The organism is Rhodococcus artemisiae, from assembly GCF_036327795.1.
In the GTDB taxonomy this organism is placed as follows: domain Bacteria; phylum Actinomycetota; class Actinomycetes; order Mycobacteriales; family Mycobacteriaceae; genus Rhodococcus; species Rhodococcus artemisiae.
On sequence record NZ_JAUTXY010000029.1, the window covers coordinates 1 to 13,851 of the forward strand.

The 13,851-nt window shown below is 66.0% G+C and carries 15 protein-coding genes; 8 read left to right on the forward strand and 7 right to left on the reverse strand.

Annotated elements, in window-relative coordinates:
* The coding region (locus Q7514_RS31950) for a GTPase (protein WP_330137205.1) at positions 1-320 on the reverse strand (320 nt) is incomplete at its 3' end.
* A gap of 120 nt (positions 321-440) precedes the next feature.
* Between Q7514_RS31950 and Q7514_RS31955 the strand changes: the two genes are divergently transcribed.
* A complete protein-coding gene (locus Q7514_RS31955) occupies positions 441-1,958 on the forward strand; it encodes a carboxylesterase/lipase family protein (RefSeq protein WP_330137206.1) in 1,518 nt (505 codons plus the stop codon).
* A 54-nt stretch (positions 1,959-2,012) separates the two neighbouring features.
* On the opposite strand, the gene Q7514_RS31960 is transcribed toward Q7514_RS31955, so the two are convergent.
* From Q7514_RS31960 to Q7514_RS31970, 3 genes are read right to left on the reverse strand one after another with little or no spacing between them, the layout of a single operon-like run.
* Positions 2,013-2,339, reverse strand: a complete 327-nt coding sequence (locus Q7514_RS31960; RefSeq protein ID WP_054720063.1) for a cupin domain-containing protein — start codon at positions 2,337-2,339, stop codon at positions 2,013-2,015.
* A 34-nt stretch (positions 2,340-2,373) separates the two neighbouring features.
* Complete coding sequence (locus tag Q7514_RS31965; protein WP_330137207.1) at positions 2,374-2,865, reverse strand: dihydrofolate reductase; 492 nt, start codon at positions 2,863-2,865, stop codon at positions 2,374-2,376.
* Positions 2,862-3,662, reverse strand: coding sequence for a thymidylate synthase (locus Q7514_RS31970; RefSeq protein WP_330137208.1), 801 nt, complete (start codon positions 3,660-3,662; stop codon positions 2,862-2,864). Before Q7514_RS31970 ends, Q7514_RS31965 begins: the two co-directional genes overlap by 4 nt.
* Before the next feature lie 43 nt (positions 3,663-3,705).
* Between Q7514_RS31970 and Q7514_RS31975 the strand changes: the two genes are divergently transcribed.
* From Q7514_RS31975 to Q7514_RS31990, 4 genes are read left to right on the forward strand one after another with little or no spacing between them, the layout of a single operon-like run.
* Positions 3,706-4,572 (forward strand): Fpg/Nei family DNA glycosylase, encoded by an 867-nt coding sequence (locus Q7514_RS31975; RefSeq protein WP_330137209.1) that lies wholly within the window; start codon positions 3,706-3,708, stop codon positions 4,570-4,572.
* Between the two features lie 11 nt (positions 4,573-4,583).
* Positions 4,584-5,660, forward strand: coding sequence for a tellurite resistance/C4-dicarboxylate transporter family protein (locus Q7514_RS31980; protein WP_330137210.1), 1,077 nt, complete (start codon positions 4,584-4,586; stop codon positions 5,658-5,660).
* 19 nt (positions 5,661-5,679) lie between these two features.
* Complete coding sequence (locus Q7514_RS31985) at positions 5,680-6,324, forward strand: alpha/beta hydrolase family protein (RefSeq protein ID WP_330137211.1); 645 nt, start codon at positions 5,680-5,682, stop codon at positions 6,322-6,324.
* A gap of 5 nt (positions 6,325-6,329) precedes the next feature.
* Entirely contained in the window at positions 6,330-7,991 is a 1,662-nt protein-coding gene (locus Q7514_RS31990; protein ID WP_330137247.1) for a sensor histidine kinase, read from the forward strand.
* 22 nt (positions 7,992-8,013) lie between these two features.
* Here Q7514_RS31990 and Q7514_RS31995 read toward each other — a convergent pair whose 3' ends face one another.
* Entirely contained in the window at positions 8,014-8,661 is a 648-nt protein-coding gene (locus Q7514_RS31995) for a response regulator transcription factor (RefSeq protein WP_054712724.1), read from the reverse strand.
* Between the two features lie 188 nt (positions 8,662-8,849).
* Between Q7514_RS31995 and Q7514_RS32000 the strand changes: the two genes are divergently transcribed.
* Both Q7514_RS32000 and Q7514_RS32005 read left to right on the forward strand, forming a co-directional pair.
* On the forward strand, positions 8,850-9,773 hold the full coding sequence (locus Q7514_RS32000; RefSeq protein ID WP_330137212.1) for a nitroreductase family protein: 924 nt from the start codon (positions 8,850-8,852) through the stop codon (positions 9,771-9,773).
* A 26-nt stretch (positions 9,774-9,799) separates the two neighbouring features.
* The gene (locus tag Q7514_RS32005; RefSeq protein ID WP_330137213.1) at positions 9,800-10,069 is read left to right on the forward strand and encodes a hypothetical protein; all 270 of its coding nucleotides are present in this window, start codon (positions 9,800-9,802) and stop codon (positions 10,067-10,069) included.
* Positions 10,070-10,239: 170 nt separating this feature from the next.
* On the opposite strand, the gene Q7514_RS32010 is transcribed toward Q7514_RS32005, so the two are convergent.
* Both Q7514_RS32010 and Q7514_RS32015 read right to left on the reverse strand, forming a co-directional pair.
* Entirely contained in the window at positions 10,240-11,886 is a 1,647-nt protein-coding gene (locus tag Q7514_RS32010; RefSeq protein ID WP_330137214.1) for a flavin-containing monooxygenase, read from the reverse strand.
* Positions 11,883-12,860, reverse strand: coding sequence for an alpha/beta hydrolase (locus Q7514_RS32015; protein WP_330137215.1), 978 nt, complete (start codon positions 12,858-12,860; stop codon positions 11,883-11,885). The genes Q7514_RS32010 and Q7514_RS32015 overlap by 4 nt, the downstream gene beginning before the upstream one ends.
* A 254-nt stretch (positions 12,861-13,114) precedes the next feature.
* On the opposite strand from Q7514_RS32015, the gene Q7514_RS32020 reads away from it, so the two are divergent.
* On the forward strand, positions 13,115-13,834 hold the full coding sequence (locus Q7514_RS32020; protein WP_330137216.1) for an SDR family NAD(P)-dependent oxidoreductase: 720 nt from the start codon (positions 13,115-13,117) through the stop codon (positions 13,832-13,834).
* Positions 13,835-13,851 lie beyond the last annotated feature (17 nt).

Sequence of the window (13,851 nt, forward strand, 5' to 3'; positions counted from 1 at the left end):
GGCGGGTGCCGGTCGTCGGGCGGCACGAACCGCACCGCTGCCGATGTGGTGGTCTCGACGGCGGACGGCGACGCATCGAGCTCCCCGACGAGTGCGTTGACCAGCGCACTCTTGCCGCGCTGGACCTCACCGACGACCACGACGGTGCGGCGCTGCACGGACGCCTTCGATTTGGCCGAGGCAAGCTCGGCCGTGGCGTTCCGCCCGTAGGCGCGCAGCACCTTGACCGACGCCTCTATCAGCACATCCACGTCGACGACTTCGGGACGAGCCGTCGTGGCAGTGGATTGCGCGGGCTGTGTGGTCTCGGTTCCGGTCACCAACGCCTCCTCTCCTGCACCGGATGCGACAGTATCGGACACTGGAAAACCGGGCATTACCGGACATCGCAGGCACGACACCCACCCTGCTGTGACCGTCCGTCACGTACAGTGCCCAGCATGACGTCCGAGACACTCGTCACAATCACGGACGGCGTCGTCCGAGGAGTCCGCAGCGGCGACCTCCTCGCGTGGCGAGGCATCCCCTACGCGGCGCCGCCGGTCGGCCCGCTGCGATTGCGTGCGCCGCAGCCCGTCGAACCCTGGTCGGGTGTCCTCGATGCGACACGCTTCGGGAACGCCGCGAGTCAGCATCCGCGAGGGCTCGTGACCGGCGCCGGCACCCGGGTCGCCGCCGGTGAAGACTGTCTGACGCTCAACGTGCTCGCCCCGTCGGGCCGCGTCCACACGCCCCGGCCGGTGATGGTGTTCATCCACGGCGGCGCCTTCACCATGGGCACCAGTGCATTGCCGCTGTACGGCGGGGCATCCCTCGTGCGCGGCGGCGACATCGTGTACGTCTCGCTCAACTACCGCCTCGGCGCGCTCGGCTATCTCGACTTCACCGAGTTCTCCGACGTCTCGCGCCCCTTCGATTCCAATCTCGGCCTGCGCGATCAGGTGGCCGCACTCGAATGGGTCCAGCGCAACATCACCGCGTTCGGCGGAGACCCCGACAACGTGACCGTCTTCGGCGAGTCCGCAGGCGGCACGTCGATCACCACGCTCCTCGCGATTCCTGCCGCGCGTGGGCTGTTCGCGCGCGCGATCGCGCAGAGCCCCGCTCCGGGGCTGGTGAACACCGTCGACCGCACCCGCGAGTGGGGTCGACGCTTCGTCGAACTGCTCGGCGCCGACACCGACACCGCGGTGGAAGCACTGTCGGAGGCGACCCCCGCCGAACTGGGTCGCACCGGATCACGTCTCGGCGCCTCGGTGCTGCGTTCGACGCCGGGACTGCATCCGTTCGGCCCCGTTGTCGACGGCGACTACCTGCCGGTTCCGCCGCTCGAGGCCTACGAAACGGGCGCTGCGCACCCGGTGCCGCTGATCATCGGCACGAACGACCGCGAGGGTGCGCTCTTCCCGCGTTTCCTCGATGCCCTCCCCACCGATCCGCAGCGGATCGAGCGGATGTTCGCGGGTACCGACCCCGACGCGCACGATCGCATCACCGCCGTGTATCCCGGCTATCCCTCCGAGCGTGCCGCCATCGACCTCGGCGGCGACACCACTTTCTGGTATCCGTCGGTGCAGATCGCGCAGGCTCACGCGCGACACGCACCGACGTTCGCCTACCGCTACGACTTCGCTCCCCGGCTGCTGCGGTGGACGGGTTTCGACGCCACGCACGCCGTCGAATTGTTCGCCGTGTTCGGACAAGCCGACGAACTGGTGGGCAGGCTGCTCACCTCGGTGGGTGGGCGTCGCGATCTGCGGACGGTCTCCGCATCGGTACAGCGCCAGTGGCTGCAGTTCGCGCGACACGGCGAACCGTTGCCGTCGTGGCCTCGTTACGACGAGACCGGCCGCGCAACCGTGGTGTTCGACGTGCCGACCCGCGTGGAGCACGATCCTCGCAGTGAGCGCCGACTCGCGTGGGAGGGCTATCGGGGCTACGCCCCGGCGCTCGGGTAGACCGCTCGGGTAGACACAGCCCCCAGTAGCACTGGGCTCACCTGAAGCGGGTTCTCACATGGACACCGTGAGCAGGAACACGACATCTTCGAGCGCTTCGACGCTGTGCCGCTCCGCCGGAATGATCAGCAGATCCCCGGGCGAGCCCTTCCACGAATTCGCTCCCGCGATCAACTGCAGCTGACCGGTGAGGATCTGCAGGGTCGCCTCACCCGGGCTGTCGTGCTCGCGCAGTTCCCGCCCGGCCTGGAGCGCGACGACGGTCTGCCGCAGACTCTTGGCGTGTCCACCGAACACGGTGTGCGAGCTGCGTCCGCTACTCGAGGTGGCGGCAAGTTTCAGTTGCTGTCTGGCCAGCGCGGTGAGCGAGAGCTTGTCCATGGTTCGCAGTATGGCGCACCGGAAGACCCGCCACTCAGCTTCGGATGTACCTCATCCACCGGAATCGAGTTCCGGAGGTCGAGATCGCCCATTCGCCGATGTCCACAGGGGTCCACTCCGGTCCGATCACCGGTGCAACGGCGTCGCCGTCGACCTCGAGATCCACCTCGGTGACGAGCAGCTGGGTCGCGCGGTCCATCGCCTGCGCGTAGACCTGACCGCCGCCCATCACGACGATCTCGCCGTTGCCGGCGAGCGTCAGTGCCTCGTCCATGTTCGACGCGGTGACCGCACCATCGGCAGCCCAATCGGGATTACGGGTGACCACGACGTTGCGGCGACCCGGCAGCGGCCGGAATCGTTCCGGCAGCGAATCCCACGTGAGCCGGCCCATCACGACGGGCCTGCCCATCGTCGCCTTCCTGAAGAAGGCCATGTCTTCCGGGACGTGCCACGGGATCGCGCCGTCGCGACCGATCACACCGCCGTGGGCCTGCGCCCAGATCAGCGTGACGTGGTCGCTCACACTGCCACCGGTGCCTTGATCGCGGGGTGGTGCCGGTAGTCGACGATTTCGACGTCCTCGAATCGATAGTCGAGAATCGAGTCGCGTCGCGCCAGCTTCAGCGTCGGGTACGGGTACGCCTCGCGGGTGAGCTGTTCGTTGACCTGCTCGATGTGGTTGTCGTAGATGTGGCAGTCTCCGCCGGTCCAGATGAACTCACCGACCTCCAGTCCGGTCTGCTGCGCCACCATGTGGGTGAGCAGTGCGTAGCTGGCGATGTTGAACGGCACACCGAGGAACATGTCGGCACTGCGCTGGTACAGCTGGCAGCTGAGCTTGCCGTCGGCGACGTAGAACTGGAAGAACGCGTGGCACGGCATCAACGCCATGTCGTCGAGATCCGCGACATTCCACGCCGAGACGATCATGCGACGCGAATCGGGGTTGTTCCGGATCGTGTCGAGGACGCCGGCGATCTGGTCGATGTGCCGCCCGTCCGGTGTCGGCCACGAGCGCCACTGGACGCCGTAGACGGGTCCGAGTTCTCCCTCGTCGGACGCCCACTCGTCCCAGATCGTCACGCCGTGCTCCTGCAGCCACTTCACGTTCGAGTCGCCGCGCAGGAACCACAGCAACTCGTAGACGATCGACTTGAGGTGGACCTTCTTCGTCGTGATCAGCGGGAAGCCCTGCGCGAGGTCGAAGCGCATCTGATGCCCGAACACGCTGCGTGTGCCGGTACCGGTGCGGTCGGACTTCGGGGTCCCGGTGTCCAGGACGAGGCGCAGCAGGTCTTCATACGGAGTCGGGACAGTCACGAACAGCAGTCTAGGCGGGCGCTCGCGAAGTAGCCTGAGAGGCATGCCGGAGCTCCCCGAGGTGGAAGCACTCGCCGTGTTCCTCCGCGAGCACGCTGTCGGAGCCGTGGTGGGTCGCATCGACGTCGCGGCTCTCAGCGTGCTGCAGACCGCCGACCCGCCGATCACCGCGTTGCAAGGCCGCGACATCACCGGCGCCCGCCGACTCGGCAAGTTCCTCGTCGTCGAGTGCGGCGACCTCTCGCTGATCACCCACTTGTCGCGGGCAGGGTGGATGCGATGGCTCGACGAGCCGTCGCAGACACCACCGAAGCTCGGCAAAGGGCCGCTGGCGCTGCGCGTGCACCTGTTCCGCCCCGACGCCTCCGCCCCCGCGTTCGACCTCACCGAGGCAGGCACCAAGAAGCGACTTGCGGTGTGGGTCGTCCGCGACCCCGCCCAGGTTCGGGGGATTGCACGACTCGGACCGGACGCTCTCGACGTGACCGCCGACGAGTTCGGTGAGCTCCTCGGGGGCAGTACCGCCCGGCTGAAGACGCTCCTCGTCGACCAGTCGGTGCTCGCGGGGATCGGCAATGCATACTCCGACGAGATCCTGCATCTGGCCCGGCTGTCTCCGTTCGCCACCGCGTTGCGTCTCACCGACGAACAGGTCTCGGCGCTCTACGATGCGATGCGCTCGGTCCTCACCGACGCTGTCGACCGGTCGGTGGGTCAGGACGCCGCCCGCCTCAAAGGGGAGAAACGCTCGGGTCTGCGTGTGCACGCCCGGGCGGGGCTGCCGTGCCCGGTGTGCGGCGACACCGTCCGCGAGGTGTCGTATTCCGAACGGTCCTTCCAGTACTGCCCTACGTGTCAGACCGGGGGGAAGGTCCTCGCTGATCGCAGGATGTCCAGGCTGCTGAAGTAAGGTCTGCCGACGTGGATCTCTCGACCCGGTCGAGCGCGGCGGTCCGGTCGCTCGCACCCGGCTACTTCGCACTCGTCATGTCGAGCGGCATCATCTCGGTCGGACTCCACCTCCGGGGATTCGACGTCGCGTCGTTGACGTTGCTGATCATCGCAGTAGTGGCGTACGTGGTGCTGGTCGTGCTCTCGACCTGGCGACTCGTGTCCTTCCGGACTGCCCTGCGCTCGGACATGGCAGATTCCTCCCGCGCATTCGGGTTCTTCACCTTCATCGCAGGCAGCAACGTGCTGGGTGTGCGCCTGATGATGCAGGGCTGGCATTCGACCGCGGCCGTTCTGCTCCTCGTGGCCGCGGTGACCTGGCTCGTCCTCGGATACGTCATTCCGTGGACCGCCGTCCTCGGCACCACGGAACGTCCCGTGCTCGCCAAGGCCAACGGCACCTGGTTCATCTGGGTGGTGGCGAGCGAATCGGTCGCCATCGCCGCCGCCGCATTGCAACCCGTCTATGTGGATCTGGACCGCTTGTTGGCCGCGGTCGCAGTGTTCGCGTGGGCGGTGGGCCTGTTCTTGTATGCCGCGGCCGGGGTTTTCGTGGCCGCGCGAATGCTGCAATATCCGCTGCGACCCACCGATCTGACCGCGCCGTACTGGGTGGCGATGGGTGCGTGCTCGATCACGGTCGTGGCCGGAGCGCAGATCGTCGAGATGGCCGATGCGCCCATGGTCGATGCCACCCGGGGCCTGATCGCGGGCCTTGCCGTGGTGATCTGGGCATTCGCCACGTGGTTGTTCCCGCCGCTGATCGCAGCGGGCTGGTGGCGGCACCGGGTTCACAAGGTGCCGCTGACGTACGACTCGTCGCTGTGGTCGATCGTGTTCCCCCTCGGTATGTACGCCGTCGCGGGGATCTACCTCGGCCGCGCAGACGACCTGCCGCTCGTCGGCGCGGTCGGTGAGACCGAACTATGGGTCGCGGTGGTGGTGTGGTTGCTCGTGTTCGCTTCGATGCTGCACCACCTGTGGACCACGCTCCTGCGTCCCCGTGTCACACCCGCAAAAATTCCTTCCGACCGGATTGTTCCCTAAGCCCGGTTACGGTGGTCAGGTGAGCGTCGAACTCCTGGATACCGACATCGTGCACGGCCGCCTGCATATCCCCGGCGGGAAGCCTCGTGGCGCGATCGCCCTCACTCACGGCGCAGGCAGCAACAGCGACGCGAAGATCCTGCAGATGATGTGCGACCGCTTCGCCGAGCGGGGCCTCCTCGCGCTGCGTTACGACCTGCCGTTCCGGCGACGCAAACCGAAGGGTCCTCCACAACCGGCCCGCGCCGCGGAGGATCGGTCCGGCGTCGCCGACGCCGCCGCCGCTCTACGCGAACGGTACACCGGACCGATCTTGGTCGGCGGTGTCTCCTATGGGGGTCGGCAGACATCCATGCTCGTGGCCGAGCAACCCGAGGTCGCCGACGCACTCGTACTGCTGTCCTACCCGTTGCATCCCCCGGGCAAGCCCGAGAAAGCGCGAACCGAACATCTACCGGGCATCACGGTGCCGACGGTGTTCGTGCACGGCGCCCGCGACCCGTTCGGCACCCTCGACGAGATTCGCGCCGCCGCAGTACTGGTGACCGGACCGACGGCCCTTCTCGAGGTGCCGGCCGCCGGTCACGATCTGAGCCGTGCGAAGACCGACCCGTCCGACGCGGCGGTCACCGCGGTACTCGACCTGCTGGGAGACTCCCTGTGAACGACATGCCCGATGCGGTCACCGAAGCGCCGATCGACACCCTCCTGACCGAACTGCGTGACCGTCTCGACGACGCCGCCACGGCACCGGAGACTCTGCGCAGCCTGCTCGAGGCGGTGCTCGTGGTCGGGTCGGGGCTCGAACTCGACTCCATGTTGCAACGCATCGTCCAGTCCGCGGTATCGCTGCTCGATGCCCGGTACGGCGCACTCGGTGTGCGCGCCGCCGACGGTGGCCTGTCCGAGTTCGTCTACGAGGGCATCAGCACCGCACAGCGCAGCAGAATGGGCCACCTGCCGGAGGGCCGCGGCATCCTCGGTTTGCTGATCAACGATCCTCGCCCGGTACGACTGGCCGACCTGTCGAAGCATCCGGCATCGATCGGGTTCCCGCCGAACCACCCACCGATGAAGTCCTTCCTGGGCACTCCGATCATGATCCGCGGCAAAGTATTCGGCAGCATCTACCTGACCGAGAAGCTGGGCGAGCCGGAGTTCACCGAAGAAGATGCGGTGATCCTGAAAGTGCTGGCGACGTCCGCCGGTATAGCCGTCGACAACGCGCGACTGTTCGAAGATTCACTGACCCGCGAACGGTGGCTCGCGGCAATGGCCTCGATCAACGCGCGTCTGCTCGTGGGCGGCTCGGTCGACGAAACACTCGGTCTACTCACCGGCCAGGTCCGCGAACTTGCGCGCGGCGCCGGAGCTTTCGTCGTCCTCGTCGACGGCTCACACGGCACGCTTCGCGCCGCGTCACCGACCGCGCCCGCGGCCGACACGGTGCGCATCGACCTGACCGACACACCGGTGTTGCATGCGCTCAGGACCCGGCAGGCGGTTCTCACCGATTCCCTGGCCGGACTGCCGTCGGCCGGGCACGGCAACGCGGGCAACGCGATCGTACTGCCGCTCTCGGCGACCTCCACCATCACCGGCGTGCTGATCGTCACCCAGGAGGCCGGATCGGATCCGTGGGACGACGAGGAGATCGCACGACTCGACTCGATGGCCAATCTTGCAGCAGTGGCACTCGAATTCGCCGAGCAGCAACGCAAGAAGCGACTGCTCGATGTCCTGGCCGATCGCGACCGAATCGCGCAAGATCTGCACGACAACGTGATTCAGAGATTGTTCGCAACCGGAATGAGCCTGCAGAGCGTCATGGTGCCGGGCGCCGACTCCGGACGGGTCACCGACGTGATCCATCACGCCGTCGAGCAACTCGACCGAACGGTCCGCGAGATCCGGACGACCATCTTCGATCTGCACACGGCCGGGGCCGCGGTAGGCACCAGCCTTCGACGGAGACTGCTCGACGTCGTGGGCGATCTCAGCATTCACTCCGCGGTCGCGCCCAATGTCCAATTCATCGGCCCGATCGACACTTTGGTGCCCGACCGCATCCACCCGCACGCCGAAGCCGTGCTGCGCGAGGGCCTGAGCAATGCACTGCGGCACTCGCAATCGGAGAACATCACGGTGTCCGTGACCGCAGACCACGACTTCCGGATCGAGATCGTCGACGACGGCACCGGCCTCCCGGACGCACCCCGGCGAAGCGGCCTGGCCAACCTCGAACGCCGGGCCGCGCAATGCGGCGGGAAGTGCACCATCGGGCCCGGCGACGTCAGCGGAACGCGGGTGTTGTGGATGGCTCCGCTCTGAATCATCCTGCAACCGAGCAGGTTCAGGACTGGCCCTGCTCCTTGCCCTTGCGCAACTCGGTTGCGAGGACCGCGGCCTGTGTGCGGCGCTGCATCCCGAGCTTCGCCAGCAGCCGCGACACGTAGTTCTTCACCGTCTTCTCGGCGAGGAACAACCGCTCGGCGATCTCGCGGTTGGTCATCCCCTCGCCGATCAGCTCGAACACGGCCTTCTCCTGATCGGACAGCTCCGCCAGTGGATCAGCGTTCCGCGACGCGCGGATCCGATTCATCAGCGCGGCGGTGGCGCGACTGTCGAGCAGGGAGCCGCCCTCCCCCACCGTGCGGACCGCAGACACGAGGTCGGTGCCGAGGATCTGCTTGAGCACGAAGCCCGACGCGCCGGCCATGATCGCGTCGAACAGCGCCTCGTCGTCGGAGTACGACGTGAGCATCAGCGCTCGCAATTCGGGCATCCGGGTGCGCAGTTCCCGGCACAGTTCGACACCGTTTCCGTCGGGAAGCCTGACGTCCAGCACCGCGACGTCGGCGCCGCTTCCCGGGATCCGGGCGAGCGCCTCGCCCACGGACGCGGCCTCACCCACGACGGTGAAGTCGGGGACGCTGCTGAGCAGGTCCACCAGTCCGCGTCTCACGATCTCGTGGTCGTCGACGAGAAATATGCGGGGCATCGCACGCACCTTTCGTTGAGCTCTATGGTGCCATCGTCGCAGCTCCCCACGGCCGTAAGCGCCTCAGGGCCATTCGACGTCAGTTTCGGGACCTTTGCCCCTGCACCCTCTCCGCACCCATACGCGACGCTCGTACTACACCGGGACATGTGTCGGTACCCGGCGACGACCGGATGGGGAGGGTAGCGATGACCGTCGATTCCGAAACCTGGTCGCCCAGCGATACGGAGATCATTGCGCGAGCTGTCATCGAAGCCCCGTCGGTGCACGACACACAACCGTGGAACCTGACGCTTCCCGGTTCCGCCGCGGAGCTCGAGGAACGTCTCGAATTCGCGGAGCCCGGCGCGGACCCCCTACGCCCCGATCGGCTCATCTCGTGCGGCACCGCCGTGGCCCATCTCGAGCTCGCGATGCGCGTCCTCGGCAGGCAGGTCCGCACCGACCTCTGCCCCTTCCCTGATCGTCCGGCCGTCATCGCGCGGATCGAGACGCTCCGGAGTTCAGTTCCGGACAGTTCCGATCTTCGGCTGTACGCGGCAATCTCCCGGCGCAAGAGTCACCGTGACGCTTTCGCCGACATCCCGGTGCCCGCCGAGACCATCGGCGACGTCGTCGCCGCCGGCGCACAGGTACCCGATGTCGGCATCCGGCTGCTGGCGTCCGACGAGGCCCAGGCTCTCGCCGACATGCTCACCTACTCGGCCGAGGCCAAGCGACGTAATCCCCACTATCAACGCGAGATGTTCTCGTGGACGTCGCATTGGCAGCCGGAAGGCAACGCCGAGGTCGTCGAGGACTGGGACGCCACGCTGGACGAGCACGGCGCCGCGGGCAAGGCCATGATCACCACCGAGGTGCCCGAGACGTCGGCCCTGGCAGCCGCGATCGACCGCGAGACCGTATTGCTGTTCAACGCCGCGTCCGCCGACCCGATCGATCTGGTCCGGATCGGGATGGCCACCGAACGAGCATGGCTGGCGGCCGTCGATGCCCGGCTCTCGGCGTCGGTTCTCACCCATCCGCTCCGAATCGAAGACTCAGCCGAGCGACTCCGTGCACGATTGGGAATGGCCACACCGCCTCAGTTGATCATGCGCATCGGCTACTGACAGTCCGCGAGGAAGGATCACCGAAGGTGACACAGGAACTCACCGGCATCGAACTCGACGAGCCATCGACCGCCCAGTTGTACCAGGTCGTTCTGGACATGGCACAGGCAGCGAAAGCCGGCAACACCTCCGGATGGCTGGCGGCACGCTACAGCGGTCTTCCACTCGAGGATCTCGCCTACACCTGCACGGAAATGCTGGGCATCCTCATCGAGAACAATGCAATCCGTGAAGGTGTGCACCCGGCCGACATGTGGCGCCGCTTGCAGACGGCCGGCGTCGACGAGTTCGGCTGACGAGGCACGCTTGGGGAACGAAGTCGGATCCGAGCCCGCCTACCGCACATAGTTCGCCACTGCCCGGGATGGGTCGCGTGTGTGGCGGAAGCCCGTTGCCGGGGCCGGTGGCGACACACCGTAGGCGGTGCTCACTCCTCGATTCGAGGAGTGAGCACCGCGGTCTCGACTCAGCGCGCCAGCGCGACCTTGTCTGCCAGGAACGAGGAGTAGCCCTCGGCTTCAGCCTCACGGCAGTACTGCTGATACACGTGCCCTCCACCCATGTACACCTGGAACTCCTCCTGCTTTCCGGGCACGTTGTCACCGAGGAACCAGGCCTTGGCCTTCTTTCCCTCGCTGTACATCACAGTTGCCTTCCCGGTCCGCTCGGTCTCCTCGACCCACCAGCGCTCTGACTCGGGCGTCGCCTCGAAGCGTTCGACCCCATTCTCCCCAGCCCACACCAGCGCCCGCTGCAACCACTGCGCGCCGAGCTGAATCGGGACAACGAGGTTCGAGTACGGAGTTTGCGGACCGAGGGACATGAAGAAGTTCGGAAAACCGTGCGCGCTGATGCCCAGGTTGGAACGCAGCCCCTCCTCTGACCATTTGTCACGCAAGGTGACCCCGTTGCGCCCCACGATGTCGATATTCGTCAACGTTCCGGTCATCGCGTCGAATCCGGTCGCAAATATCAGCACGTCCAGCTCGTACTCGGTGTCTCCGACAACGATGCCCTTGTCAGTGATGGCGGAGATCGGCGTATCCGCGACGTCGACGAGATGAACGTGATCGAGGTTGAACGCCGCGTAGTAACCGTGCCCCGTGGGAACCCGCTTGCCGTTGAAGGAGTACGTCTTCGGTGAGAGCAGGTCTGCCGTCTCCGGATCCTTCACGATCTCACGGATCTTCGAACGGATGAACTCGGACGCGAGTTCGCTGGCCTCGTGATCGGTGGCAAGATCGTTGAAGCACTCATTGGCGAAGTGGAATCCGCCTTGGTTCCATTTGCTCTCGAAGATCTCGCGGCGGGTCGCGTCATCCACCTCGAGGGCACTGTGCTGCGCAGGCTCCATGGCCACCCCGAACGGATGGTTGGCGGCCTTCTCGTAGATCTCATCGTAGTGTTCCCGGAGGTAGGCCATGTCCTCGTCGGTCACCGCCTCATTCGAGGTTTCGACGACGTAGTTCGGCGTGCGCTGGAACACGAAGAACTCCTCGACCTCCGGTGCGATCGTCGGAACGATCTGGATACCCGACGCACCGAGACCGATCAGCCCCACCTTCTTGCCCTTCAGATCGACGCCGGCCCTCGGCCAATGTGACGAGTGGTACTTCTCACCGGCGAAGGTGTCGAGTCCGGGGATGTTCGGGTAGATGGCCTGGGAGAGCACACCCATTCCGCTCACCAGGAATTTGGTGGTGATTTCTCGCCCGTCGGCGAAGCGCACCGTCCAGGTGTTGGCCGGTTCGTCGTAGGTGGCCGACTCCACCCACGTGTTCAGCTGGATGTCCTTGCGCAGGTCGAGCCGATCCGCGACGAAGTTGAGGTAGTCGAGGACCTCGCCGCCGGAGGGGTAACGCTCGCTCCAGGTCCACTCCTCGCGCACCTCCTTCGAAAACGAGAAGGAGTAGTAGCTGTACTCACTGTCGGTGCGAACACCGGGGTACCGGTTCACCCACCAGGTTCCGCCGATTCCGTCCTCCCCATCGACCACCAGGGTGCGCAGTCCGATGTCACGGAGGTGGTGCAGCAGTGCGAGTCCGGAGAATCCGGCACCGATCACGATTGCGTCGTAGTCTCGCGCAGGCGACGGCGTCGAGGTTTTGCTCATGTTGATCGTGGTCCTTTCAGATTTCCGCTCAGGGCGGAGGCGTGATTCGTGCTATCGGATGCGTCCGTGACACGGCCGGCGCGATACCAGGTCGCGATGGCGGCAATCGCTTCGTCCGCAGCCTCGTGAAGGCCCGCCTGGAGCGGGAAGACATGCTGTTCTCCCGACACACCGACGAATGTGACGTCCACTCCGGCAGCAGCAGCACGCTCGTGCAGCCGGGTCGCGTCGGCGTACAGGGACTCGGCGTCGGACGCGGTGATGTAGAGCCGTGGGAAACCGGTGAAGTCGGCGTACAGGGGATTGACCAGCGCGTCGGTCGGGCTCGCGCCACCCGACAGGTACCGGTCGATGTTGCCCTGCAGACCTTCTCGGGTGATCAGGAAGTCTGTGGCGTCGTTCGTGACGAGCGTGCTGCCTGAGTTCTCCATGTCGAGCCACGGCGAAATCGTCACGACCTGACCGGGCTGAGGCCGTTCCCGCTCGAGGAGCCGGAGCGTTGTCGCGATGCTGAGGCAGGCTCCGGCACTGTCACCGACGAACGTAATATCGATCGGTGCGATGCCCTTGGCGACAAGGGCTTCGAAGACGTCGGTCGCGTCGTCGATCTGTGCCGGGTACGGGTTCTCCGGCGCGCGGCGGAAGTCCGCGACGAAGGCGTTCGCCCCACAAGCCTTGGCTACGTGACCGGCCAGCTTGCGGTGGCTGGCCGATGATCCGAGTGCGAAACCGCCGCCGTGCAATACGACGAGCATCTGCGTCGGATGGGCACCGTCCGGTTCCACCGCGATCCCAGGCACGCCACCGATTTCGGTGGAACGGTAGGTCACACCTTCGGGTTCCGCAGTCACCCGCTGCCAGTCCTCGAAGACCCACCGCATCAATTGCAGGGACATCTCGGGGTTGGCCTCGAACTCCGTCGTCCATTCGGAGTAGATGCGACCCAGTGGGTCCGTCGGTCCATTGGTAGGCATTGCACGCTCCTGTGTGGTCATCGATGGACGCGTCGAAGGCCGGGCACCAGCCCGGTGACGCACATCACGACAATGAGAATGCCGTCCGAGCCATCACTTACACGGGGAGTGTCGCAATATGAGTCACCGTGGTCTCATCACTGCGCACCCGAATGCCGGACACGCCTCCGTGCGCGACGCTGACCGAACCGAATGTGGCGGCAATCACGTCGCCACGCGCCGCGGGTCACGCCACCAGAAGGAGTACCGACGCTATGAGGCGTTTGCATGGAAAAGTTGCCGTCGTTACCGGAGCAGGCCGAGGGATCGGGCGCGCGGTCGCCGAAGAGTTTGTCCGTGAAGGAGCTATCACCATCGCCACTGGACGTAGCCTGCCCGACACCGAGTCCGGGCCGATGATTCAACGTGGCCTCGACGTGGCGGACGAGGCGCAGTGGGAACGCGTGGTCGACGAGACCGTCGGCAAGCATGGACGGATCGACATTCTGGTGAATAATGCTGGCATCATCACGTACGAGGTACTACACGAACTGACCGTGTCCGCTTGGGAAGACGTGGTCGCGACCAATCAGACCGGCACCTGGCTGGGCATGCGTGCCGTCGTTCCCCACATGATCGAGCAGGGCGGCGGGTCGATCGTCAATGTCTCGTCTATCTGGGGCTCTGCCGCGGTTGCGGGCGCCCACGCCTACCACGCGACAAAGGGCGCCGTCCGCAACATGTCGAAGAGCGCCGCGATCAGCTACGCGGAGAACAACATCCGAGTGAACTCGGTGCACCCGGGATTCGTCGAGACCCCGCTGACGCGCGCACAGGACACGGCGGTCAACGAGTTCGTACTGTCCCGCACGCCGATGGGCCGCGCCGGCACCCCGGAGGAGATCGCACACGGGGTGGTCTTCCTCGCCTCGGACGAGTCGAGCTTCATGACCGGATCGGAGCTCGTGATCGACGGCGGTTACCTCGCTCAGTGACGTCTGCGCGACGGCGA